The organism is Rhodococcus sp. NPDC060084 (assembly GCF_042730335.1).
GTDB lineage: Bacteria > Actinomycetota > Actinomycetes > Mycobacteriales > Mycobacteriaceae > Rhodococcus.
The window spans coordinates 1-24,158 of sequence record NZ_JBHWWX010000029.1; the positions used below are offsets into that span (position 1 = coordinate 1).

A 24,158-nucleotide genomic window follows, 5' to 3' on the forward strand; every position below is an offset into this window, starting at 1 on the left:
GAAACGTCAGATGACGCCGAGTGCGAACATGGCGTCCGCGACCTTCACGAAGCCCGCGATATTGGCGCCGTGGATGTAGTCGCCGGGCTTGCCGTACTCGGCAGCGGTCTCGATGCAGCGGCCGTGGATGTCGCGCATGATGCGGGCGAGGCGCTCGTCGGTGTAGTCGAAGTGCCACGAGTCGCGCGAGGCGTTCTGCTGCATCTCCAGCGCGGAGGTCGCGACGCCACCGGCGTTGGCGGCCTTGCCCGGGGCGAAGCCGACACCGGCGTCGCGGAACACGGCGATGCCGCCGGGAGTGGTGGGCATGTTGGCGCCCTCGGCGACGACCTTGACGCCGTTGTTGACGAGGGTCTTCGCGGATTCCTCGTCCAACTCGTTCTGTGTGGCGCAGGGGAGCGCGATGTCGCAGGGGACGTTCCAGATGTTGCCGCCGGGGTAGAAGTCGGCGTCGCCGCGCTCGTCGAGGTACTCGGAGATGCGTCCGCGCCGGACTTCCTTGATCTCCTTGAGCAGCTCGACGTCGATGCCCTTGGGATCGTGGATGTAGCCCGAGGAGTCGGAGCACGCGACCACGGTGCCGCCGAGCTGGTGGATCTTCTCGATGGCATAGATCGCGACGTTTCCGGAGCCGGAGACGACTGCGGTGCGGCCTTCGACGGAGCTGCCGGCGTGCTTCGCCATCTCGGCGACGAAGTACGCCGCGCCGTAGCCGGTGGCCTCGCGGCGCACCTGCGATCCGCCCCAGGTGATGCCCTTGCCTGTCAGCACGCCCGACTCGTACGAGTTCGTGAGGCGCTTGTACTGGCCGAACAGGTAGCCGATCTCGCGGCCGCCGACTCCGATGTCACCGGCCGGGACGTCGGTGTACTCACCGATGTGGCGATGCAGTTCGGTCATGAAGGACTGGCAGAAGCGCATGATCTCCTGCTCGGACCGGCCCTTGGGGTCGAAGTCCGAACCGCCCTTGCCGCCGCCGATGGGCAGGCCGGTGAGCGCATTCTTGAAGATCTGCTCGAACCCCAGGAACTTCACGATGCCGAGGTTCACGCTGGGATGGAAACGCAGTCCGCCCTTGTAGGGGCCGAGCACGCTGCTGTACTGCACGCGGAACCCGCGGTTGACGTGCACCTGACCGTGGTCGTCGATCCACGGCACGCGGAAGATGATCTGGCGTTCGGGCTCGCACAGGCGCTCGATGAGGCCGTATTCGAAGTAGCCGGGGTGGCGCTCGAGCACGACATGCAGGGACTCGAACACTTCGGCAGCTGCCTGGTGGAATTCAGGCTCTCCCGCGTTCCGGGCCTTGACCTGCTCGTAAATCTCTGCGATGCGGTCCGAAGTCGACACGCTACCTACCTGACTATGTGAGGATTCTGTAACACGGCCTTTACATCTGAACTATAGGACGTGCCGCCGATCCACTGTTAGCCCGGTCTGCCGGTGCGATCGGAAACACACGGCGCTGAAGGGTGTCCGGCCACAAAAGCCCAGGAAATGATGTATGTCCGTGGGGTCCGAGGATGTCCGAGCAGACCTGACGGCACGGTGCGCGCTCCCGTCCCCGAGATCGGAGCCCTGCCCTGGAACCATCCCGATTCCGGCTCCCGGAGACGGTTCACCACCGGGGTCCGGGACGCGGCCTCGAACGCTGCGAGCGCAGCAGCCCAAACACAAGATCGGCTCGACGGGTTGGTCACACGGACACGGTCAGTTCTTCATGAGAATCTGCTGCTCGGTGACCAGCGGGTACGACGCCAGTTCGGTTCCGTCCAGATCTTCCTTGTGCATGTCCACGCCGGTGATCTGACTGTTCTCGTAATGCCGGTAGTAGTAGATACCTTTGTCGGTGTTGCAGCACGACGAGTAGATGGTGATCTCGTATTTGTCGCCGAGACGAACGCATCCCCGCTGCTGTTCCACGGAACCGAGAATGTGGAAGAACTGACTGATCGCCTCGGATTCGGACCGGCCCGACACCGAATTCACCTTCGTGAATGCGGCCTTCACGAATCGCGACATCGAGGACAGATCTCCCGGCAACCCGACAGCACCGAGCCCTCGGCTGTACACGTCGAACGGTATTTCCTTCGAGAAATGCGGCTCGGGCGGGTCGATCGACAGACTCATGTAGTTGTTGATATTGAACAACTGGATATCGAATGTCGGATTGTTGGTGAGCACCTGCAGCGGATTGTCGTGAACTTTCAGGCCCTCGGCCACGGACTCGACCACAACGGACTCGTTGCGGTCGGAGATGATCCAGTGCAGGGGAGAGGGCGGAAAGTCCGCGCTGAAGGCGGTGTCGACGATGCGTACGTCCGTCAGTGCACTCTTCACCTGGGCGACGGTGTCGAACTGTGCCAGGACCCACGGAATGAACTCGAAGGAAGCGACATTCGTGCCCTCCTCCGAAACGGGTTTGTAGTCGGCGTTGCCGGGAAAATTCAGTCCCGCCATGCTCAAACCCTTCTCGTTCGTCCCGTCGTAGTACAGCGGATAACCGTCGGCGACGGTGGCCATGCCGATCATCGCGTAATGCGTAGCCTGCCGCGGCACCCTTCGGAACTCGAAGGGAAAGTTCCGAGGCGTCACGGTGACCGCTTCGTGGTAGGAGTATTCGAGGTCCAGGTTGCGGCCGAAGTAATGATCCTCAGCGGTGTAGTTGGCGGCTGTGCACATGCGACTACCTCCGAACTCGCGGTCCACCCCGATGCCGTGAGGGAGCGAGGTGGGCACCATGTGGATGCCTCGGTCGACGGAAGAGAGGGAACGCGTTGCCGCACGCCCGTCGGTGTCCGATGCTCAACGCTCACGGTATCCGAATGGCTGCACGCTCGTGGAAGGTTCGGATGGACGCGGTCTCGGGTCGGCACGGTCTCGAGCCGGCACGGTCGCGAAACGGCATTGTGGTGCGCCTCCGTGGATCCCTTTCAAGCCAACGTACCCCGTTTCGGCATCTGATCGACAGTGTCGGGGACGCGGCACGGGCCGATGACGGTGTCGTGAACGTCACACTGGCAAGACGCACGTCAGTGTCACGACCCCGCGCTAATCGCAAGCTTGAGCGGAACGAGATCGAGGCGTTGGTCCGACGCTACCGAGAGGGTGCCACGGTCTACGAGCTTGCCGAGGAGTTCGGTATGCACCGTCAGACAGTCAGTGCACACCTGCACCGGGAAGGTATTGCCCTGCGGTCGCGCGTGCGGATGACGCCACAGCTCCTCGCCCGTGCGACCGAACTGTATGAAGCCGGCTGGTCCACCGTGCGGATCGGCAAGGAGCTGGGGCTAGGGACGAGCACGGTTGGCAAGGCGCTGAAGCGGGCGGGGGTGCCGATGCGGCAACCGGTAGCCGATCGGTGGAAGTCGGACGGGCGCTGAAATGGTCATGGATACAGACTTGTCGATGCGACCACCCGAAGGTCATGCAGCGCCATTCCAGGTATTCGCGATTTGTGCTTGAACGATGCACCAGTTGTTTCACGAGGTTGCACTTGCTCAGCCTCGACGCGACAGAACCCAACCCATCACAGGAAAACTATTGGTCAAATCCCTCTTGAAAGCGCTTCGCATTTTCGTCCTCCCGGTTGGCCTCGTGCTTGTAGCTTTCAGCAATTCGACGAAGCAGCCTCGCCGTTCTCGGCCATTCATCTGTGACGGTCGAAGCTAAGGCATAGTATCTTTCTGCCAGAATTCTTTCCTGATCACCTCCTTCGTCAAGACCACGCGTCGTAACACCCCGTTGATTGTTAATGCTGATCATAAAATGGCGGTCTATCACCTCGCTACTTTCGTCCTCTAAGAAATTCCGGACAGGAAGACTCGGCCAGGTACCGTCGGCGTCAGTTTTTGAATAGGCAAGCACCGTACCGATCTGCGCCTCGCCTGAATGCAAACGTCCCGCATCTCGTAAGAGCTCTCTAGCCGTTGACACCCAGGTACGAAGTTCAACCTCGTTAATTTCTCCCGTCTCAACGTCTGTGCCCGGGATTAAGTGCCAACGTTGGAACAGGTGCCATGCGTTCCCGGCCTGAGCTTCAGTGGCTCTAGTGGCCCCTGGGCCGGCATCTTCCTTCCCATCACTTCTTCTATACAGCAGGCTTACTATTTCAACAAAGAATTTAGGCGAGGACGCAAGAAGTCGCTCAATTGCCAAGGTATTTGCTGGATCTTCGTCAAGCGCACGCAGTAGTCGCCATTCCAGCATTCCTAGTTCTTCAAGACTAAGTGTCGCCCGTTCACGCACGTGCGAAAGAAGAGCGCCAAAATCATAAGATGATAGCCGATCGATGTCCGGATCATTATCCGCGTCCAAAAGTTTACTGAGCAACTCAACGATCAGGTCGGCATCAAGTGCAATATTCTTATTGCGTGAGTATAAGGCGAGTAAATCGAGAGCAAGGGCATAGCGCCCATGCTTACCAAGCTCACTTGCCGTTTCATTTACGTATTCGTACTGTCCCCGGCCCTCGATGACGAATTCTGACCAATACAAGGCTTCTACCTCTTGACCCATAGCTTCAGCAGCTTCCCAGGCCAGAGGAGGATTACTGGCAGTTCTCAACACCCGTGCAGCAATTAAAGCATTGTCTTTACACTTTTGAGCTAGCGATATAACAGCACCAGTGTCGCGCCGAAGTCGTGTTTCGATTACAGACTCTGCAAAAATTCGAATAGACCGATTTTGGTCGATCAGCATTTCTGAAAACGTAAGTAGATTAAAGTCAATCTTGTCAGATGACGCCGCTCCGTATCCGACCGCCCACGGCGTTTGTACGCTGCGTGCGAGAGCAGCGATTCCCTCTAGGCCAGATTCATCATAGACACTTTCGACGGCTGCAAGCTGACGACGTGTCAGTTCAGCCCGATAGGCGTCATAGTCATCGGTCAAATGAACGTCGACCAGGTCAGGGGTATGCTCGAACAGCCACTCGACACGATCCGCCCGGCTTGCCGGCTCGAACTTCGCAGCTACCTCATCAATCCGGCTCAGGACGGACTCATCGAGAGCCCACTCCGCTTCTGAATATTCACGGTGTCGACGAGTGAAGCCGGTCAAACTTTTCCAAAGCGCCTCTGGAGCAGCATCACCGAGATCAGCATCAGCTGCGGCTTCCACCGCGCTAAGGATGACCTCCCGTAGATTACTGGGCAGTTCGTTTAAACTGTCAACCAACTCAACGAACCTAATTGGCTTCTCGCCTGCGAGTTGTACGCATAAGTTTACAATTTCCGAAACGGCAGAGACATAGTCGGCCATTGTAGTTTTAGCCTGTGCCGCAATTTTCCAGTCGTGAAACTCGGGCCCGCTACCTTCCAACGCAAATGCATGCGAGTCAGGTAGGAGCGAGTAGAGTAGCGGCCACGATTTCTCGGCATCTTTTCTGACGAGGCGAGCCAACACTCTATTGCGAGACTTCAGGCTAGCAGCTGTCTGCGGATGCCATGGACGGAAAATATTTGTTAGGGAGTGTATTGGACGGTTTCCGTTTTTGATTCCGGGATCCTGAGCGGCGAGATTGAAAATAGTGGTCACCGCCGCACCGAAGAAATCGCTCGACCAAGCGATAGTTTCGAGCGCCCATAATAGATGGACATGTGGACTAGTCGGCGACATCATATCGCCAGCATCACTTGTGAAAACCCTGCCATGTAAGGCACCGTCAGTGGCGAGCGCCTGATCCAGAGCTTCTGTAAAATAGTCGGGAGCAGCCTCGGCCAATAACGACAATACGTCGAACAGCGACTCCCACTGTCGACCAGTAGGGTCTGCGTTTGCGCGCTCAAGTACCGCACGAACCACCATCTGTGCCCATGCTCCGAGTGACTGGCCAGCTCTCAAAGACTCAACGTCAGCGCCGTATGCTCGAAGAGCTGCAAGGCTCCGCGCTAAGCCTCTGCGTAGGTCGCTTGAGTGTTGAGGCCGCTTACCTTCGATGCCTGCGCGCCAGCGCTGGTCTCTTGGAAGGTCCAACGCGGGATTGACGGAGCCAAGCACATCTTGCATCGTGACAACTAAGCGATGGAGATCGTCAGTGTTTACCTGTGAAGTAACGGATGCAAAGCTGGCGGTCACATCAAATACTTTCCAAGCATTGCCCACGTTAGTAAAAATAGGAGCAGCGCCTACTGACCATTTGCTCAGCTCCTGCCGGACCGCGTCGAGCGACTGGCCTGTCAGTTTCTCGATAACATCCACGTCTCCAGCGATATCGAAATTCCATGAACCGAGGAGCCATAACCGTCTTGCAATATCAGATGCCTCGAAGCCCGCTGGAGCAGCAGCAACCGCTGATGCCGTAGTGCCTGTAATCAAGCTCTTGAATAGGGGCAAACTCTTATTAATTGCCTTTGCCCATTTGCCAGCGTCATCTTGCCCCACACCGGCGTCCTCAAGGAGTTTCTTCGCCTTTACTATCGGTACGTTAATTAGAGGAATTGAGCCGAACGTATCGTTGGTTGTATGCAGAATAATGTGGTGCCCATGGATTAAATCAGCCTGCCGCACCAGCGAGTCATCGAACGGAAGCAAGATTAGTAAGCCCTCCGTATCACCAAAATAGCGAAGCGCGCCAGGCTCAAAGACTACTAGAGCACGGTCAAGAATCGATTGCTGTGCTTCTGCATCAAGTGTGTGAATCGAGGCAACGGAAAATGCTAAAACATCGTCAACTGTTTCAGCCCGCAGCCATATATGAGAGGTGTCTACACTAGTAATCCGCTGAAGGAGCTCATCTTTCTGTCGTTCTCGCCCAGCAACAAGAAGTTCAGAAGTCAGTAATCCTCTAGTACCCCCACTGAAGCCATTCCACCAGCGAGAGAGCGTCATGACGCTGTTGGCCATAAGACCTATTTCCTCAGAGAACCACACGTGCGTGCGAGGTGAGTTTTCTAAGGCAGCGAATATGTCGGCAGCAGTCAGAACAAGAACGTTCTTCCATTGATTCTCGTTCTTCTTCTCCTTCGCCCACTTTTCACCGTTTGCCCAGCGCCTAGGCGTGATGAATACGAATGTCGTGGATGCCTTATCAACTCCCAAAGAATCTTCGTAGGTACGTTTCTTGTAATCATCGTCAGCCTTACCTTTGGGGTCGCCACTAACCCCGAATTCCCAAACACTGTCCCCTTTCGGGACGAACGGGGTCTGCACTAAAGACGTAACCTCGCCGTCATATCCGCCGAAGTCAACATGCTCATTACCCTCCATGCGTAGGCGGGGGATACCCGGGACGGTGTCTGAAATTAATTTGCGCACGAGCTGTGGTAAGACAGCTCGTGCGTCGTACTTTTCTGCCCACTGTTCAATTTGAAGTTGGTTTGCAAGATGCGGCAATCGAAAACTCATAAATACTCCCCCTGATGCATTACCCTAGAATTCACGACTGAGCCAACACAGCCGTCGGATTAATGTCGAGTGCCTGACACATGCCTTCGAAGTGCGCGGGATCTTGAATTTGGATCAGCTCGAACACAGCGCGTAATATAGCGACAGACTCGGGGCGGTTGATACCGCGTGTGGTATCAACTTGTTCGTTATGCGAGTATTGGTGCAAGAACGTCACAAGACGCTGCCTCGTTGCACCGTCATCAATATCGTCAATAGCTGCCCGCATCTGCTGCCTGAAGTCTCCCATCTTTTCTGGGAAGCGAAAGCTCAAGAATCCTTCAAGCAGGCGCCGACAGACATTCGGCAACACAACTGCCGCGTCCAGCTCGTCGACTACGCTCGATTGGTTGGTACACAACGAAAGCGTGTCGGCTGCCCGCCAAAACAGATAGTGGTATTCCGATCGGAGTTTAGATCGAACCGTTTTTGAGCCTTCCGCTTCATCCCATTCGTACCACTCGGGAACACGCTCCAGTGATCCGGTCGCGCTTGTTGACGTCTTTGTACGCAGTTCGAGGATCCTGTAATTCCTTCCCGCTTTGCGTGCGCCGCTATCAAGCCGGTCGAGCTGGTTAGTCCATATCCGGAATAGCTCAAAATTATGTGTAAAGAGAAACAACTGACCGCACTCCCTCTTAGGTCTCGCGCCGCAGTTACAAGGGGTCGGCTTGCCGCATCGGCAGATGTCACGCTGCACTAGTTCAGCCCAAATAAGGGCTGATACTCCGACAGTGAAGTTTTCGTCGAGGCTAGATACGGGATCGTCAATCACGATAATCGAGTCCGCGAGCGTTCGGCTGTGGCTGGATAAGCTTTTGATAAAATAGAGCAGAGTCAGGACAGTCTTCTCGCCCTCACTGAGGTGAAGTGCAGGTACGCCATGTCGTTGCAGCTGATATTTTTCTCCGCCCGCCAACTTGACCTGCAGCTCGCTTCGACCGAGAAGACGACTTAAGCGGTGATTAAGCCACTCCGCGGACGGCGCAGGATCAAGCTCCTCATGCTCTAGTGCAGAAATCTCCGACGCGAGGCGCGCGGCAGTCTTACGCGACGTGTCTTCGTGTTCTTTCGCTGTTGCAGCGGCAGCTTCGGCAGCAGCAATATCGGCGCGCTTGCAGCCAATCCAGTACGCCTCCAGCAGAGTGGCAGATGTCGCTACATGCTCAGCGTAGGCTTTGGCGCGTGCGTTGTGTTCATCCAGCTTCGCTACGAATTCGGCGAGGTCCGGTTTCGTTGGCATCAAGTCCTGCGGAACTGGCTGAGCCACAAAAAGATTAGCGTACTTCTCCTCAAGAACGCTCTTGACTTCTTTCCAGTCAGAACTCAGCTGATCGAGCTCTGAAAGTACCTGCAGCTTTCGCTTGCTGTACTCGACTCGCAAATCGTCATACAGCAAATTTTCGTCTGGCAACATAGGCTTAAATCGTTCAATTAGGTTGATTGCGCGCTCACAAACCTGTAAAAATTCTTTGATACGCTTCTGCAGATTCTTGGTGCTCGCATCGAAATGACGCCCAAGCTCGTCAAGTCGCGCCTTAGTAACTACGCCGTCACAGAAAAAACAATGATCATTTGCATCGTGTATGGCCAAACCTGTCTGCACCCACGAAGAGTGGTTAGCATGCTCCAACAATCGAGGGATCGCTGTCGCAGTCGGGATCTCCGAAAGTAGGTTTGATAAAAGGGACTGGTCAAAGGTGGGGATGTCCCTGAACTCTGTTTGCTGAAGCGCTATTGGGGACATGCCTGGATTTTGGACAATCGCGAGATGCTTTTCCGCGTCAAACGTCGCAAGTGTATCTATAGTCATTGCTTTGCTAATCGACTTCTTGACCGAACCAGCATTATATAATCTCGGGCTGTACTGATGAACCGACCCAAGTGCGGCTGAGATCGTCCGCCCTAAATCGGAATATATTGACTGCGCCAACCTTTCAGCCTGGTTACGCTCCTTAGTTAAGGCTGGCTGTTTGGATTGCTCCGCCAACAGCAGACTGCGTTTCTCGCGGAGATCCCGTTCGCGCGTAACATTCTTGGTTCCCAGTGTCAGCAGTGCACGAGCGTGACTGGCATCAAAATCGAAAGCGTCCTCCACGTAGCGCCTATTGAAAACAATAACTCGCGACAGAACCGGATCGCTTGGGTCTGTGGCATTATAAGGACCACCCCCCTGATCTACCTCGATTACGACGCCTCTGCTCCATGCGTCTACCGGCGCGGAAGCATTGAGAAGCTCAGCGAGCGTGGATTTCCCGCTGCCGTTGTTAGCGTATACAACGTTGATATCTCGAAACGCATTAGCAGTAGGTCTCCACTGCTGGAAGATGCGGAAATCATCAACCTTAATGAATTTATTTATTTTCATGCTTGTCCCAATGTTTGGACGTGACAAGGCGACGCGACCTGCATGGTGGGGCCTTCCGAATGACCTGCATTTACCGATGCTCTCCAGAATTTAGGTTAAAGAACCGCTCATAGAATTCGCCGAGCTTCTGAATCACTCGTTGCTTCTTGTGGCCATGCCCACCGCTCGCAGTAAAGCGAGAAGTCGGCGGTAGCACCTTGGTGATCGCTGTGCCCGTCGTACGAAGGGCACCGTCGCGAAACGCTGTCTCGATGAACGCACGGGTGGCTTCCGCGCGGAGGTTCTCATCAGTGATGATCGACTCCAGCTCAGCGTTCTGCCTGGCTGCGATGAATGCCTGCCACTCCTCATCGATCGCCCCATCGACGGAAATGGAATCAACGAAGTCTTCGATCAGGTCCTTTTTGTTGCGCAGGCTTGGGCTGGCATCAACGGCGCGGGATATCTCAGCACGAATCTCTTTGTCCTGCCCATCGCCAAAGCGTTCGCGGTACTTCTGTACGAGCATAAGGATGTAGTCGACGTTGATCTCGACCTGCTTAATCAACTCGATTTCAAAGACCACGTCGTCGTTGATAACTTCCTTGTCCGCCTCTTTGTTCTTGCGGAAGTCGGCGTAAAGGTCGAGATATACGCTGCGGTAGTCCTGCCCCTGTCGCGCAGTCAGGATCTCGCTGTCGGCAAAGTCGTCGAACGAAGTGAGGATGTTTTCAAGCCGGAGGATCTGGCCGAATAGCTGGATAAACTCCTTCTGGGCGGTCTCGCCGACGACCGGCGCGCTAAGTGGGAAGGAGGTCAGCAGCTCGTTGACCTTGGCGGCATACTCGCCGTAGTAGTCGCCATATGGCTTGAGGAGCACGACGCCGCGGGCGTCCTTGTTGCCGAACAGTTCGAGGGCGGCATTGGTCTCATCTTCGAGATTACGGAAGGCGACGATGTTGCCGTACGTCTTGACCGCGTTCAGGATGCGGTTGGTACGGGAGTAGGCCTGGATCAGGCCATGAGCGCGCAGGTTCTTGTCGACAAACAGCGTATTGAGCGTGGTCGCATCAAAGCCAGTCAGGAACATGTTGACCACAATCACGAGGTCAAGCTCACGGTTCTTCAGCCGCTGCGACAGGTCTTTGTAGTAGTTCTGGAACTTGTCGGCACTTGTGTCATAGCTGGTGCCGAACAGCTCGTTGTAGTCCCTAATGGCGTCTTCAAGAGCGGACCGAGCATCGGTTGGTAGCGCATCGGTATCGAAGGCTTCGTCATCGAGAATGCCGTCATCAGTGGCGTCGTTCGCCCCGTAGGAGTAGATCAGGCCGAGCTTGAGTCGTTGGTCTGGCGGAAGCTGCGCCTGTTGCAGCTTAAGTTGGCTGTAGTAGCGGCGGGCGGCGTCAATCGATGCGGTAGCGAAGATTGCGTTGAACCCCCGTACGCGCTTACGTTCGCGCACTGCTTCAGCTTGGCGGCGGGAGCGGGTCGAGGCGGCCACGTTAGTAACGACTGAGTGCTCGTAGCTGGAGGACCGCTTAGTCTTCTGGTCGAAGTGCGTCAGGGTGTACTTGACAATCTCGCTGACACGGCGCGGATCGAGCAGGGCCTTCTCACGGTCGATGGCCGACACCTGTTTGTCGTCGGGGTTCCCCACCTTGATCGTATTGATGTAATCGATGCGGAACGGCAAGACGTTCTTGTCGGTGATGGCATCGACGATCGTGTAGGTGTGCAGCTTGTCCCCAAAAGCCTGCTCCGTGGTCTTCAGTTGGGGGTTGCCGCCGGTGCCGGCGTTAGCAGCGAAGATCGGTGTACCCGTAAAGCCAAACAGGTTGTAGCGCTTGAAGGCCTTTGTAATGTCGGTGTGCATGTCGCCAAACTGCGAGCGATGACACTCGTCGAAGATGATCACCATGTGCCCGCCATAGACGGCGTGCCCCTTGTTGGCCTTGATGAAGGTCGACAGCTTCTGGATGGTCGTAATGATGATGCGCGCGTTCGGGTCCTCCAACTGCTTCTTGAGCACCGCCGTGGAGGTATTGGAGTTCGCCGCACCCTTTTGGAAGCGGTCGTACTCGCGCATCGTCTGGTAGTCGAGGTCCTTACGGTCGACGACAAACAGCACTTTGTCGACACTCGGCAGTTTCGACGCCAGCTGCGCGGTCTTAAATGAGGTCAGCGTCTTGCCCGACCCCGTGGTGTGCCAGACGTAGCCCCCTGCCGCAGTCGTGCCGAGCTGCTTGTAGTTGGTCGCGATGTCGATGCGCTGCAGGATCCGCTCCGTAGCGACAATCTGATACGGCCGCATGACCAGCAGTAGCCGGTCGGCTGTTAGCACGCAGTAGCGCGTCAGGATGTGGAGCAGCGTGTGCTTGGCAAAGAACGTCTTCGCGAACGCCGTCAGGTCCTGGATCGGCTTGTTCTGGGCATCCGCCCACCACGACGTGAACTCGAACGAATTCGACGTCTTGCGGCCTTTACCGGGCTTCTGGCCTTCCTTCAAATGCTGACTGCGGGTGGTGTTGGAGTAGTACTTCGTCAAGGTGCCGTTGCTAATGACGAACAACTGGACGTACTCAAACAAGCCGGAGCCGGCCCAGAAGCTGTCCCGCTGGTAGCGGTCGATCTGGTTGAACGCTTCCCGGATGTCCACACCCCGGCGCTTGAGTTCGATGTGCACCATCGGTAGACCATTGACAAGCACCGTCACGTCGTAGCGGTTGGCAAAATTCGCACCGCCTTCACCACGGTCGATCTCGTACTGGTTAATAACCTGCAGGCGGTTGTTGTGGATGTCGTGCTTGTCGAGCAGCGTGATGTTCTTGGTCGAACCGTCGTCGCGCTTCAAAAGCTGGACATGGTCCTCCTGCACGCGAACAGTCTTCTCCGCGACGCCGTCGTTTTTGCCGGCGATCTTGTGCTCAAAGAAGTCCTGCCACTCCGCGTCCGAAAACGTGATGCGGTTCAGTGCCTCAAGCTGGGTACGCAGATTCGCGACCAACTGTCCCTCGGAGGCTATCGGCAAGTACTCGTAGGCCTGGGACTCCAGTAATCGGATCAGTTCACGTTCGAGCGCCGCCTCCGACTGATACGTCGCCTCAGCCGTAGCGTCCGGCGCGTATTCAGCCACGACCGTGCTCTCGGCAGAAACCGCAATTGGGTCATACTTACGTGCCGCAGATTCTTTCACGCCATCAACTCCTCAAATGTTAGGAGTTTGTCGCGATAATATTCGAACTGCTTGCGGCGTGCCTCTCGCTCACTTTCTAGTGCAAGCATGAGATCGCGTGCACTAGCATCAAGTTGATCGAGGGCAACAACCTTCCGTTCTTGCTCTGCAATCGGAATTACCGGTACCTTCACATCCAAGATCTGAGTCTTCTTTAGATGTGTCTGATCCTGTCCGTTGTCGTAGGCCAGGATCTGCGGATTGCGGTCAAGGAAGTGATAGAGCCAGCGTGGAGACACGTTTTTCCGGTCGCGAATCCGAAGAAGACATACTCGCTGATTAGCGGTGTACTTCCCATCTTCCTCAACGTAGAAGCACCGAGCGAGAGCACGTCCATTCGGCAAGTCGCTCATGACCATTGCAATGTCCCCCACGCGCGCTGGGGTAAGGGCGTTTTCAGGGTTAACCCAACGCGCCAATCTTCCAGACGTCGAAATGAACCGAGCCGTCAATAGTGCAACCGAGCCGACAGGTACAACTAGCCGCTCGTGTGGCTTCCCGTTGATGAAGTCCACTAGGTCGCCTAAGGGTACAGAGTCTTCGATTATCATCTCCGCTTCACGTTCAAGAAGAACGTCAATTGATCGGGAATGCTGCTGTTGTCTAGCCCCCAACTCTGCCTCTATCGAGGTTTCAAGCTCGGTCTCAAGCTCTGCGAAGCGGCTCAGCTTCGCTACGACTTCCTGCTGTATCTCCGGTGGCGGAATCGGGATACGGAAGTCGAGGAGGCGACCGCTCTGAATCGCTGCCATCGAACCGTCCATCCGGCCAGCAATTGACAAGATCGTGTCCGCGCGCGCCCGGCAAACCAGCGCGAGATACTCGACGATGATCCCCTCGTACGGGACGAGCGCCCGCATATCCTGATTAAGCGTCACTTCAAACGGCACGAGGGCGACTGGAAAGCGTCGCCTTAGGACGTTGGATCGAATAACAAAGGCGACTGATCCTGCAGGGACAAGTTTGACAGTCGTTTTCTGTAGTGCCTCCTCCGAGATGTGGTCCTCCGTCGCGCGGATGATATCAACGTTCATATCCTTCGGTGATAACCAGGGAACTGTGCCATTGGCCCAGTATTCAGGCACGGATTTCGAGGGTGTGCCGCCGCCATACCAGGTCCCCACGTCGCGCAGTGCGCGATGCTCCACCCCTTCGGGGCAAAGTTGCGAGACGAGGTCATCGACGCGGCTCACCGAACGTCCTCCAGACCCTCCACGATGGTGTTGATCTGGTTGCGAAGCTCCTGCTGGCGCGCAACGATACTCGCGATCTCAGCATTCAGCGCCGCGATATCAATCTCCTCGCGCACATCCTCGGGTTGCACGTAGGCCGAAACTGCGAGGCTGTAGCCGTTGTCAATGATCTCGCTCGCCGCAACAAGACGTGTGACGTGTGCGACATCCTCACGCGCCGTGAACTTGTCGAGAATGTGCTGCTGATTCGCGAAACTTAGCTTATTCTTGGTTCCCTCTCGGACGAATTCAGCCGAGGCATCGATGAACAGTACATCGTTATCCGTCTTAGATTTCTTGAGAACAATGATGCAGGTCGCGATGGCAGTACCGAAAAAGAGATCTGGCGGCAGCTGGATGACGGCGTCGACATAGTTGTTGTCGATAAGATACTTGCGAATCTTTCGTTCCGTGCCGCCTCGGTAGAGGACACCCGGGAACTGGACGATGGCTGCCGTGCCGTTAACCGCCAGCCAACTCAAAATGTGCATCGTAAAGGCAAGGTCAGCCTTTGATTTGGGTGCGAGGACCCCAGCCGGGGCAAAGCGCTCGTCGTTGATCAGCAGCGGGTTGGCGTCACCCTCCCATTTGATCGAGTACGGTGGATTGGAGACGATCGCCTCGAATGGCTCGTCGTCCCAGTGCTGTGGGTCGAGCAGAGTGTCGCCGTGGGCGATGTCGAACTTCTCGTAGTTCACATCATGCAAGAACATATTGATCCGCGCGAGGTTGTAGGTCGTAAGGTTGATTTCCTGGCCAAAGAATCCGCCTACATTCTCCTTGCCAAGCACCTTGGCAAATTTCAGTAGCAGCGAACCGGAACCGACCGCGGGGTCATAGACCTTGTTCACGCGCGTCTTGCCGACGACAGTAATCTTCGCCAGCACCTCAGAAACCTCCTGTGGCGTGTAGTACTCGCCACCGGACTTGCCCGCCTGCGAGGCATACATCTGCATCAGGTACTCGTAGGCGTCACCAAACAGGTCGATCGAGTGGTCTTTGAAGTTCCCCAGCGGCAGGTCGCCAATCGCATCGAGGAGTTTCACAAGCTTCTCGTTGCGCTTCGCCACGGTACTGCCGAGCTTCGAGCTATTCACGTCGAGGTCATCGAATAGACCCTTAAGGTCGTTTTCGCTGTCCGTCCCGACCGCCGAACCCTCAATGTTCTTGAAGACCCGCTCCAGCGTCTCATTGAGGTTCGTATCCCGAGGTGCGCGCTCGCGTACGTTCTGGAACAGCTCGGACGGAAGAATATAGAAACCTTTTTCGGCCACCGTCTCCTTCCGGCCGAACTCGGCCTCGGCGTCGGGGAGGTGGACGTAGTCGAAGTCCATCGCGCCGGCGTCGTGCTCAGCCTTGTTGATGTAGGCGGTCAGGTTCTGGGAGATGAACCGATAGAACAGCATGCCCAGCACATAGGCCTTAAAGTCCCAGCCATCAACGCTGCCACGCAGATCATTGGCGATCCTCCAGATCGTCTTATGTATCTCTGCACGCTGGGCTTCTTTGGTGGTCGGTGACATGTTCCTCGTGCTCTCCTGTGAACGCTCATGCGCTTCACTGCTTCAGTTGAATATCATTTTCAATTTTATCATGCCGGTGGCCTATTTCAGCAGGTCAGCGGTATGATTTGCTCCACCCGGTTGGTCAAGCCGTCCGAGCGAATCGAGCTTATCGGTCTACCCGGACACGTCGGTGGTATCGACACAGTTGTTACAGCTCGTCGCCAACAGCCCCGACTGTCTCTTACGGAGCCACGCAAGCCGTCTGGGTGTGCGGCGTTTCCTGTGAACCGTTCGTGAAGTACGCCTCGACATAGACGCAGCCACGAGCAGTGGCAAGGGCTGGTCCATACACCCACTCGACTGGTGTCGGGCCGGACGGCTCTGAAAATGCCACCACGGTCCCTGTAGCTGGTCGATGGGTCACCACATGGAGCGTCCACTCAGCAGGGATCTGCAAGAGCGTGTCCGGACTGTCGTTCCACAAGACACGCCCCCACACCACTTCACATCCCGGCCACGTCCGTACCTCCACGCTGCCGACCACCTGACCATCGATCCCCGTCAATCGTGGCCGTGCCGGGTGTGCCGGCTGACTGCTACTCACGAGCCCGCAGGAATCGTCGGTCATTAAGGAGCGGGTCCTTGCCGTCGTAGCGGGCTTCGAGTTGCTCAGCCTCCGACGGCACCAGCAGGGCGGCGGTGAGCGCAATGACGACGACGATGCCAGCGGCCACCCACCAGCCAAATCGGCGAATACGGCCCCGCGGGGGACTTACGGCCGGATGGGGCTCGTCAACTCCGGCCGTTGCGACTGGTCTGGCCATAACTTCGCGACAAGCAGCGAGCACGCCCTCAGCAGTCTGCTGCAGAATGCGCTTCTCGTAGCTCTTGCGGAATCGTTCGGGACTGACATGCATACACCTGGCGGCGCGTTGCCGCCGATCGGTAGCAGACGCGTGCTTCAGCCCCTTCGTCAGTCCGAAGGTGTATTCAGCCGCATCTTGGAACTCGCCACCTTCGAAGCGGTTGAGCGCTGCTTGCAGCATGCGCTCGACGGCTTCCTGCGGTGCTTCGCCGCCCACCGACGTGCCGATGAGTTGAGCAGCCTGATCGAGCGCAGGTAATGACAGGCGCGCAACCGCCTCCAGTCCTTGTTCGCGAAGCCGCGCTAACTCGGCAACGAGCTCGTCTCGGTCCGGCAGCGGCAACGGCGCCGTCATGACCGGATAGTGCCCGAAGGATCGCCAGATGTCTACCGGCTTGCGGCCAGCTTCCACCCGGGCGTGTCGTATCGAATAGAGCCAGGTCAAACGGCCAGCTTCCCACCCCTTCAAGACAAGAGGCGATGACATGACAAACCTCATCCCGCGTCCAGACCAACCACTTCAAGCGGGCGGAGCGCGCGCCAGCTTTACACGCGTGGAAGAACGGGATCTTGCCCGCCGTCAGAACGCTGAGATTGCCCGCGGCATTGTTGGTGCGACCAGCCTGCAGGCGGCTGCCATGGTCGCGAATGTTGGCATGCAATCCACCGCCATGCTCTACCGCCAAGCTGACCTTCTCAGCGCGGGCGATCCGGAGCTGCGCATGCAGCTGACTCCGATTGCTGCCCAGTACGCCGGCTGTGTCGGCGTGGAACTCACCCAGTTCTTCCTCTCGGGCTGACAGTCGTCATGGCCGTCATCCTTTTCGCCATCTTCGTCGGGGCTGGGCTGGTTCTAGCCCTGGCGGTGATGGCCTTCCTCGCCGCCGCCTGGCTTCTTTACCAGGTGCTGCGCCTATGGGTAGTCGAGCCTGTCCAGCGCTGGTATCAATCGCAAGGGCAGTGTGCCGGCGTCTTGAGTGAGGTTGCCCGCATCCAGCAGCAAACGACGTCCGCAGTCCTCCGTCTGGAGGCGGCCGCCCTGCAGGCGCAGGCTGATATGACACGGCTCATCCTGGACATCAACGCCGGGGCGCCCCCGAACGGTGGCGGCAAAAATGAGCTCCAGTGATCCCCGGTCGTGGATCGATCGGCTGGTCGGCGCGTGCATCGGCCTGCTCGTGGGGGTTATCGCCCTTTACTGCGCGGTGCAAATCCTGCGGATGCTGCTGCCGTTTTTAGTGGCGGCGATCGGTGTACTGGCTATTGGCAGCGGCCTTATTGCGGCACGGCGCTGGTACCACGGACGCTGGTAAGACAGCTCAGAAACATTAGCAATTCATCCTTGAGAAATGCTGTTCCTGTCGCTGTTGTGAAATGAGCGCAAGTGATTGACTGTTCAATCAATTGAACGCACACTAGACACAGAATCGATCAACGAATTGAACGCTTAGCGGCAATTCATAGAAAAGGAGGTGTAGTCATGTCACGAACACGAAAAGTAAATGCAGGGAAGGCACGCCGCGAGCGCCGTATCTCGATTCGCACCATTCGGCGGCAACCGCCCGATCTGCGTAAATTGAGCCGCGCCGTCATTGCTCAGGCGCTGGCTGAGGCTGAAGCCGAGGCGGCGGCCCAGGCTATAGCGGCTGTCGACCCGGCGCCCTCAGCGAAAAACATGCCGAGCCACGAGGTCTCCGATGACGAGTGACCGATTGCTGTGGCAGGAGATTATCTGGCCGCCGGTGCTAACCGAGGAGACCGCGCTCGGACTCCTGCGGCGACTCGCCACTGATCGTCTCACCCCACCGATTGCGCTGGAGGCCCGCGCCGACCATAGGGGTGTGCGCTATCTGGCGGGGACGCCGGAGGCCTATCACGCCATCCTGCGCCGCCATATTGAGCAGCTCGTGCCTGGTGCCCTGGTGATTGACCGCAAGGACCCACGGACAGCAGTCCAAACCGTCCGCCGGATTCGCCTGACGAATCGTGACCGTGCTGTGCGCCCTGCTGACGTCGCTGCCACGACGCGCGCGGTCCTCAGTGCGCTCTCTGGGGTTCGGCCTAGCGAGCAGCTCGTCATTCAGGCCCTCCTGGGTCCCCGCAAGTTCCCGCAGGCCGTGCCGACGACACAGCTCGCTGCCCACCAAACGTGGACCGAAAAGTTGCGCTATGGCGTACTGACTGAACGCGACGCCGACCGGCGCGCCGCGATCAAGGCCAAACGCGGCCAGCATGGCTTCGCCCTCACCATTCGCTTGGGCGCGGTCGCCGTCACTGCTGATCGTCGCCAGACTCTGTTACTCGAACTGCTCGGCGCGCTGAGTACGGCAGAGAGCCCGGGTGTGCAGGTTGCCATCACTGCCGAACACCCACGCGGCCTCAATACCGCCCGCGCGCCCTGGCGCTGGCCACTACAGCTCAACATTCAGGAGGTCGGCCCGCTACTTGGCTGGCCAATTAGTGACGACGACCGCGAACTGCCTGGCCTGCCCCCGCGCCATCCTCGCCCGGTCCGTCCTCGGCTGCTCGCCAGTTCGCACGATCGGATCGTTGCCCAGGCGACGGCGCCGGGCGTCAGTGGGCAGTTGGGCTATGGCGTCACAGATGCGTTGCGGCACACCTGGGTACTGGGTCCTAACGGCACCGGCAAATCGACATTGCTCCTCAACCTCATCGTCAGCGATATGCAAGCCGGACGTCCCGTGGTGGTGATCGAACCGAAGGATCTAGTTCGCGACGCATTGGCCTGTATACCGGCGGAGCGCCGCGATGACGTGGTGGTGTTCGATCCGCTCGACACGGCACCGGTCGGCATTAATCCGCTGATGCGGACGGCCGGCCGTCGTCCCGAACTCGGTGCCGACGCTGTGTTCGGTGTCCTGCATGCGCTCCACGGTGACGCCCTCGGGCCACGCAGTGCCGACATTCTGCAAAATGCCCTGACCGTGTTGGCGCGGCGAGATGACGCCAGCCTGGTGATGTTGCCGTTGCTGCTGACACATCATGGCTTCCGGCGCGCAGCCACGGCCCACGCCCTGCGTGACGACCCGATTGCAGCCGGCCCGTTCTGGCAGTGGTTTGAGGGGCTGTCCGACGAGGCCCGCAGCCAAATCGTGGCCCCACTGCAAAACAAGCTGCGCCCCCTCTTGCAACCAGGGCTACGCGCCGCCCTGGGCCAACGCCGTCCACGTTTCAACCTGCGTCAGGTTCTGACCGAGGGCAAGATCCTGCTAGTCCCGCTCCAAAAGGGTGTCCTCGGCCCGGAGGCCGCACAGCTGCTCAGCGCCCTGATTTTGGCCGAACTATGGCAAGCAATCCGTGAGCGGGCCGCTGTTCCCGCGCATCAGCGGCCGCCAGTGATGGTTTACATCGACGAGGTCCAGGACTACCTGCACCTGCCGACAGATCTCTCGGACGCTCTGGCCACCTCCCGCAGTCTTGGCGCCGGCTTCCATCTAGCCCACCAGTACCGTGACCAGCTGTCCCCGGCAATGCGGGCCGCCTTTGAAGCCAACGCGCGGTCGCGAATCTGTTTTCAGCTCAGTGCCGCCGATGCCAAGGCGATGTGCACTGGGCAGTCCGTCCTCAGTCCGGAGGACTTCACGGCACTCCCGGCGTATCACGTCTACGCCAGCTTGCTACGGGATAACGCCGCTCAGCCGTGGGCCTCGGGCATGACACTGCCCGCACCGCCGCCAAGTAGTAATCCGACTGACATTCGGGCTCGGTCCCGGGATCGCTTCGGGCAACCGCGCGCTGCCATTGAAGCCAGCTTTGCCGAGCTTCTGCATCTCGACGTGCCACCAGATGAACCAGCCTTAGGACGCCGCCGCCGGGGGACGTCATGACGGGCCGAACTGCCCCAGGTGACGGTGTACCGGCCGGCCATCCGGTCGGGTGGTCGACCGGGGAGGCGTCCTCGCAGGTGGGGACGAAATCCGGTGCATTAGGGGTGCCGACTCGTGACGATTCGTCTCGTCTCTCCTCTTCGGTCGGCCGCCGCGTTGGGCGCCGCCGGGTGGCCGTCATTCGTGACTCCCTGTCGGACCGGGACTGGGCCATTCTTGGCACCGTGGCCGCCCACCGCTTCCTGACCACAAGGCAAGTCCAAGCCTTCCATTTCACCGATCACACCAGCGACCTGTCAGCAGCCCGCGTCTGTCGGCGTGTGCTGGCGCGGCTGCGTCGTGACCGCCTCCTGGCAACCGTCCAGCGTCGAGTCGGAGGTGTCCGCGCCGGGTCGGCCTCCTTCGTCTGGCACCTTGACGCGGTCGGCGACCGACTACTTCGCCAGTCGTCCAGCGCGCGTCCGCGGCGGCGTAGCTTCGAACCGTCGCTACATTTCCTGCAGCACACCCTGGCCGTGGCCGACCTGCACCTGCAGCTGCGGCAGGCTGCCTCTAGCGGGGCAATCGAGCTACTGCAAGTAGCAACGGAACCGGATTGCCATCGCCGGTATCCGCACCTTGGCGGGGGCCTCAGTACCCTGAAGCCGGACCTCTATGCCGTCACGGCAACCAGTGAGTTTGAAGACAGCTGGTTCTTTGAGGTGGACCTTGGCACCGAAAGCCTGCCGCGACTGCTAGCCAAATGCGCCGAGTACGAGACCTATCGCCGCAGCGGCGTCGAGCAGCAGACCAGCGGCGTCTTCCCGATTGTGGTCTGGCTGATCAGAGAAGCGAGTCGGCGCGCGGCTCTTACCGCCGCCATTGCCAACGAGCGAAGCTTGCCGACCGAACTATTCCGAGTGCTCGCACCCGGTGAGTTGCCCGCACTTGTCGCCGGAGGCACTCCGTGAGCTCGGTGCCTCGCAACCAGGTGCTGGTCGGTGACGCGCTTGACCGCCTGCGCACCCTGCCCAGTGAGAGCGTCGACATGGTTCTGACCAGCCCGCCGTACTTCCGGTTACGCGACTACGGCGCCCACGGGCAACTCGGCTTGGAACCTCACGTCGACGACTGGGTGACTGCCCTGGCGGCGGTGAGTCGTGAGATTCGGCGTGTTCTCGTGCCCACCGGCACCGTCTGGTTGAACGTCGGGGATACCTACGCCACGCATACCGACCAAGGCGCGCCCGCTAAGAGTCTGACTCTGGCCCCCGAACGGCTCGTACTGGCGCTGCAGGCCGAGGGCTGGATCGTGCGTAACAAGATCATCTGGGCAAAGACCAACCCGATGCCGACCAGTGTCCGCGACCGACTGTCCTGTACCTACGAGGTCATCTACGTACTGGCTCGCGCGCCGCGCTACTTCTTTGACCTCGATGCCATCCGCGTGCCGCATCGATCCCAGCCGACGCACCGAAAGCCTGCCGTGACGAGGCGGCCGCGCGAAGCCTGGCGCGGTCCTAATGGTGATGACGCCTCGGGCTTGGCCAAGATGAAGGCAGCAGGACGAGTCGGGCACCCGCTCGGCAAGAACCCTGGTGACGTTTGGCAGCTCGCTACCAGCAGTTTCCGCAGCGACCACCATGCCACCTATCCCGTGAGCCTCGCTGCCCGCGCCATTCAAGCAGGCTGCCCGGAAGCCCGTTGCGTACGCTGCCATATCCCTTGGCGCCGCCGGACCATCCGCGCCCTTGGGGGCACTGCCACCCGCGCCGCCTTGGGACCAGACTGCGGCTGCAACGCCGGACGGGAACCGGGCCTGGTGCTCGACCCCTTCATTGGGAGCGGGAGTACGGCGGTGGCTGCTAAGCAGCTGCAGCGCGACTGGCTCGGGATTGAACTGAGCGGTGAGTTCGCCGCCCTGGCGGAGGCCCGGATCCGCGCCAAACCCCACCACGCGGCTGGCTAGTCGGACGACCTCGTCGGTGCCCTGCGGTTGCAGTGAGCATCATCCCGATGTTCACCAGCCGCACCAACACCGAGGAGGTAGCCATGTCCGCTCCGGACGAACCAACCAACAAAGGTGGCGGCGTGAAGACGCTGGCCATCCGGCTGGAGCCGGAAATGCACGCCCAGCTGAGTCTGATAGCCCAGCTGCGCGGCAGCACCATCACCGACGAGTTCCGGGCCGCCTTAGTTGCTCATATTGAGGCCGCTAAGTCCGCCCCGGAGCTTGCCAATAAGGCCGATACGGCGCTCGCTGACATCGAACGCGAGGCCGCCCTGCGCCGCGAGGCGATCGCTGCCTTGTTTGCGCCCGACGCGACGTCTCCAAGCTCGACGCGTCCCAGCCGGAAAGGGGCGGGTGAGAGTGCCGGCTGACGTCTGACCCCACCCGGTCAGCCCGGTGTTCCCCACTAGGGGAGCGGACGGCGGGAGTGGCAGGTCGAGGTTTCCCTCACTGCCTGCTCCCGTCGTCCATCTATCAACTACGCACGACAGCGGGGCGTCCCAGGAGGGGGGCGGATGACGAGAGGACCATAGGCATCCACCGGCTACGCACCACTGAAATGCGTCCCGTAATTAAGGCGATCCTCTCCTTTTGTTGCATTCTGCGTTGTGGAAATGTCTAAAATCGTTGAATGAATTGAACGGGAGAAATACCATAAGAATAGAAATTGGAGAGGAAGAAATATGAATCCAGAACAAGCATTTAAACTGGCGCAGACCTTACGCACGCGACGTGGTGAACTCGGCCTCTCGGCTAGCGAAATCGCTCGACGGGCCGACGTCGCCAAAGCGACCGTCACCCGGCTCGAACTAGGCGAAATTCCCCAACCTCGTCCCGACAATTTACGTGCCATCGCTGCAGCGCTGGAGCTGCCCGTCGCCGACCTCTTTGCCGCCGCCGACTGGATTCCCGAAGGTGAACTGCCCACCCTGACCCCGTACCTGCGCACTAAGTACAAGGACATGCCTGCTGATGCTGTGCGCGAGATTGAGCAACACTTCGCCGCTGTCGCCGAGCGGCACGGCATTACGTTTGATCACACCGCTGGCCCGTCGACCGGGCAAGACGAATAACTAACGATTCACTGTGAAAGGAGACGCCATGACCCACCTCAACGCCAACCACTACGAGAACCGCAGCGTCCTGGCCTCCTTGCGCACAGTGATTCCTGCCCGCAACCACATCACCTTTGCCGAGGCGCTACGCATTGCCGAGTTGCACGCCAACCGCCTGCTGGAGCTCCACCGCATCAGCGACGGACCAACACCGAGCGAACTGATTGCCGAGCTGCCGAAGCTCCAGATCGAGTACGTCGAGGCGCCCGTATCCGGGGCGAGCTTCTGGAACGGCCACGCCTGGATCATTCAGCTCAACCGTGCCGAGAGCTTCACCCGTCAGCGCTTCACCCTGGCTCATGAGTACAAGCACATTATCGACCACGGTGCAGCTAGCCGACTGTATGCCGGCTCGCGCACCGTGTCCGCAGCTGACCAAGCCGAGCAAGCTGCCGACTACTTCGCGGGCTGCCTCCTGGTGCCGCGGCGCCTCCTTAAACGCGCTTGGGGCAACGGCCTGCAGCGTCCGCGCGACCTCGCCCGCCATTTTCAGGTATCGGAGCAAGCTATCGCGGTCCGTCTCGCCCAGACCGGCTTAGTTGAGCGCACCGCCCGCTGCCGTCCGCCCCGCTTCTCATCCACCGCTACCGCCACAGTCCGCTATTACCGGGCCGCGCCGGCCCTGCAAGGAGCCTGAC

At 58.8% G+C, this 24,158-nt stretch carries 19 protein-coding genes; 11 read left to right on the plus strand and 8 right to left on the minus strand.

Annotation, left to right across the window (positions count from 1 at the left end):
• Positions 1 to 6: 6 nt before the first annotated feature.
• Together gdhA and bsh are read right to left on the minus strand one after the other, a co-directional pair.
• Entirely contained in the window at positions 7 to 1,350 is a 1,344-nt protein-coding gene (gene gdhA, locus ACFWBU_RS15055; protein ID WP_169620451.1) for an NADP-specific glutamate dehydrogenase, read from the minus strand.
• A 360-nt stretch (positions 1,351 to 1,710) separates the two neighbouring features.
• Positions 1,711 to 2,682, minus strand: a complete 972-nt coding sequence (bsh, locus tag ACFWBU_RS15060; protein ID WP_169620452.1) for a choloylglycine hydrolase — start codon at positions 2,680 to 2,682, stop codon at positions 1,711 to 1,713.
• A gap of 143 nt (positions 2,683 to 2,825) precedes the next feature.
• On the opposite strand from bsh, the gene ACFWBU_RS15065 reads away from it, so the two are divergent.
• Entirely contained in the window at positions 2,826 to 3,383 is a 558-nt protein-coding gene (locus ACFWBU_RS15065) for a hypothetical protein (protein ID WP_378528632.1), read from the plus strand.
• A 157-nt stretch (positions 3,384 to 3,540) separates the two neighbouring features.
• Here ACFWBU_RS15065 and ACFWBU_RS15070 read toward each other — a convergent pair whose 3' ends face one another.
• From ACFWBU_RS15070 to ACFWBU_RS15095, 6 genes are all read right to left on the minus strand, one after another.
• Positions 3,541 to 7,347, minus strand: a complete 3,807-nt coding sequence (locus ACFWBU_RS15070; RefSeq protein ID WP_378528633.1) for a hypothetical protein — start codon at positions 7,345 to 7,347, stop codon at positions 3,541 to 3,543.
• Positions 7,348 to 7,378: 31 nt separating this feature from the next.
• A complete protein-coding gene (locus ACFWBU_RS15075; protein WP_378528634.1) occupies positions 7,379 to 9,754 on the minus strand; it encodes an AAA family ATPase in 2,376 nt (791 codons plus the stop codon).
• Positions 9,755 to 9,824: 70 nt separating this feature from the next.
• Positions 9,825 to 12,926 (minus strand): type I restriction endonuclease subunit R, encoded by a 3,102-nt coding sequence (locus ACFWBU_RS15080; protein WP_378528635.1) that lies wholly within the window; start codon positions 12,924 to 12,926, stop codon positions 9,825 to 9,827.
• Entirely contained in the window at positions 12,923 to 14,158 is a 1,236-nt protein-coding gene (locus ACFWBU_RS15085; protein ID WP_378528636.1) for a restriction endonuclease subunit S, read from the minus strand. Before ACFWBU_RS15085 ends, ACFWBU_RS15080 begins: the two co-directional genes overlap by 4 nt.
• Entirely contained in the window at positions 14,155 to 15,720 is a 1,566-nt protein-coding gene (locus ACFWBU_RS15090) for a type I restriction-modification system subunit M (RefSeq protein WP_378528637.1), read from the minus strand. The genes ACFWBU_RS15085 and ACFWBU_RS15090 overlap by 4 nt, the downstream gene beginning before the upstream one ends.
• A 578-nt stretch (positions 15,721 to 16,298) precedes the next feature.
• The gene (locus tag ACFWBU_RS15095) at positions 16,299 to 17,012 is read right to left on the minus strand and encodes a hypothetical protein (RefSeq protein WP_378528638.1); all 714 of its coding nucleotides are present in this window, start codon (positions 17,010 to 17,012) and stop codon (positions 16,299 to 16,301) included.
• A gap of 40 nt (positions 17,013 to 17,052) precedes the next feature.
• Here ACFWBU_RS15095 and ACFWBU_RS15100 point away from each other — a divergent pair, with 40 nt between their 5' ends.
• From ACFWBU_RS15100 to ACFWBU_RS15145, 10 genes are all read left to right on the plus strand, one after another.
• Positions 17,053 to 17,367, plus strand: a complete 315-nt coding sequence (locus ACFWBU_RS15100; protein ID WP_378528639.1) for a hypothetical protein — start codon at positions 17,053 to 17,055, stop codon at positions 17,365 to 17,367.
• Positions 17,368 to 17,375: 8 nt separating this feature from the next.
• Entirely contained in the window at positions 17,376 to 17,696 is a 321-nt protein-coding gene (locus ACFWBU_RS15105; RefSeq protein ID WP_378528640.1) for a hypothetical protein, read from the plus strand.
• Positions 17,683 to 17,880 (plus strand): hypothetical protein, encoded by a 198-nt coding sequence (locus ACFWBU_RS15110; RefSeq protein WP_378528641.1) that lies wholly within the window; start codon positions 17,683 to 17,685, stop codon positions 17,878 to 17,880. Before ACFWBU_RS15105 ends, ACFWBU_RS15110 begins: the two co-directional genes overlap by 14 nt.
• A 167-nt stretch (positions 17,881 to 18,047) precedes the next feature.
• Complete coding sequence (locus ACFWBU_RS15115) at positions 18,048 to 18,275, plus strand: hypothetical protein (protein ID WP_378528642.1); 228 nt, start codon at positions 18,048 to 18,050, stop codon at positions 18,273 to 18,275.
• The gene (locus ACFWBU_RS15120; RefSeq protein WP_378528643.1) at positions 18,265 to 20,415 is read left to right on the plus strand and encodes a type IV secretory system conjugative DNA transfer family protein; all 2,151 of its coding nucleotides are present in this window, start codon (positions 18,265 to 18,267) and stop codon (positions 20,413 to 20,415) included. The genes ACFWBU_RS15115 and ACFWBU_RS15120 overlap by 11 nt, the downstream gene beginning before the upstream one ends.
• A 170-nt stretch (positions 20,416 to 20,585) precedes the next feature.
• The gene (locus ACFWBU_RS15125; protein ID WP_378528644.1) at positions 20,586 to 21,365 is read left to right on the plus strand and encodes a replication-relaxation family protein; all 780 of its coding nucleotides are present in this window, start codon (positions 20,586 to 20,588) and stop codon (positions 21,363 to 21,365) included.
• Positions 21,362 to 22,363 (plus strand): DNA-methyltransferase, encoded by a 1,002-nt coding sequence (locus ACFWBU_RS15130; RefSeq protein WP_378528645.1) that lies wholly within the window; start codon positions 21,362 to 21,364, stop codon positions 22,361 to 22,363. Before ACFWBU_RS15125 ends, ACFWBU_RS15130 begins: the two co-directional genes overlap by 4 nt.
• Positions 22,364 to 22,410: 47 nt before the next feature.
• On the plus strand, positions 22,411 to 22,776 hold the full coding sequence (locus ACFWBU_RS15135; protein ID WP_378528646.1) for a hypothetical protein: 366 nt from the start codon (positions 22,411 to 22,413) through the stop codon (positions 22,774 to 22,776).
• A gap of 312 nt (positions 22,777 to 23,088) precedes the next feature.
• Positions 23,089 to 23,478: a helix-turn-helix domain-containing protein gene (locus ACFWBU_RS15140; RefSeq protein WP_195052286.1), complete on the plus strand. Its 390-nt coding sequence runs from the start codon at positions 23,089 to 23,091 to the stop codon at positions 23,476 to 23,478.
• 28 nt (positions 23,479 to 23,506) lie between these two features.
• Positions 23,507 to 24,157, plus strand: a complete 651-nt coding sequence (locus ACFWBU_RS15145) for an ImmA/IrrE family metallo-endopeptidase (protein WP_378528647.1) — start codon at positions 23,507 to 23,509, stop codon at positions 24,155 to 24,157.
• Position 24,158: the final 1 nt, after the last annotated feature.

Excerpts from the sequence above, each read along its gene's own strand:
- ACFWBU_RS15065 (WP_378528632.1), top strand. The coding sequence starts at position 2,826 with ATGGCTGCACGCTCGTGGAAGGTTCGGATGGACGCGGTCTCGGGTCGG.
- ACFWBU_RS15105 (WP_378528640.1), top strand. The coding sequence starts at position 17,376 with ATGGCCGTCATCCTTTTCGCCATCTTCGTCGGGGCTGGGCTGGTTCTA.
- ACFWBU_RS15090 (WP_378528637.1), bottom strand. The coding sequence starts at position 15,720 with ATGTCACCGACCACCAAAGAAGCCCAGCGTGCAGAGATACATAAGACG.
- ACFWBU_RS15100 (WP_378528639.1), top strand. The coding sequence starts at position 17,053 with ATGACAAACCTCATCCCGCGTCCAGACCAACCACTTCAAGCGGGCGGA.
- ACFWBU_RS15075 (WP_378528634.1), bottom strand. The coding sequence starts at position 9,754 with ATGAAAATAAATAAATTCATTAAGGTTGATGATTTCCGCATCTTCCAG.
- ACFWBU_RS15145 (WP_378528647.1), top strand. The coding sequence starts at position 23,507 with ATGACCCACCTCAACGCCAACCACTACGAGAACCGCAGCGTCCTGGCC.
- ACFWBU_RS15070 (WP_378528633.1), bottom strand. The coding sequence starts at position 7,347 with ATGAGTTTTCGATTGCCGCATCTTGCAAACCAACTTCAAATTGAACAG.
- bsh (WP_169620452.1), bottom strand. The coding sequence starts at position 2,682 with ATGTGCACAGCCGCCAACTACACCGCTGAGGATCATTACTTCGGCCGC.
- ACFWBU_RS15110 (WP_378528641.1), top strand. The coding sequence starts at position 17,683 with ATGAGCTCCAGTGATCCCCGGTCGTGGATCGATCGGCTGGTCGGCGCG.
- ACFWBU_RS15140 (WP_195052286.1), top strand. The coding sequence starts at position 23,089 with ATGAATCCAGAACAAGCATTTAAACTGGCGCAGACCTTACGCACGCGA.
- ACFWBU_RS15115 (WP_378528642.1), top strand. The coding sequence starts at position 18,048 with ATGTCACGAACACGAAAAGTAAATGCAGGGAAGGCACGCCGCGAGCGC.
- ACFWBU_RS15120 (WP_378528643.1), top strand. The coding sequence starts at position 18,265 with ATGACGAGTGACCGATTGCTGTGGCAGGAGATTATCTGGCCGCCGGTG.
- ACFWBU_RS15135 (WP_378528646.1), top strand. The coding sequence starts at position 22,411 with ATGTTCACCAGCCGCACCAACACCGAGGAGGTAGCCATGTCCGCTCCG.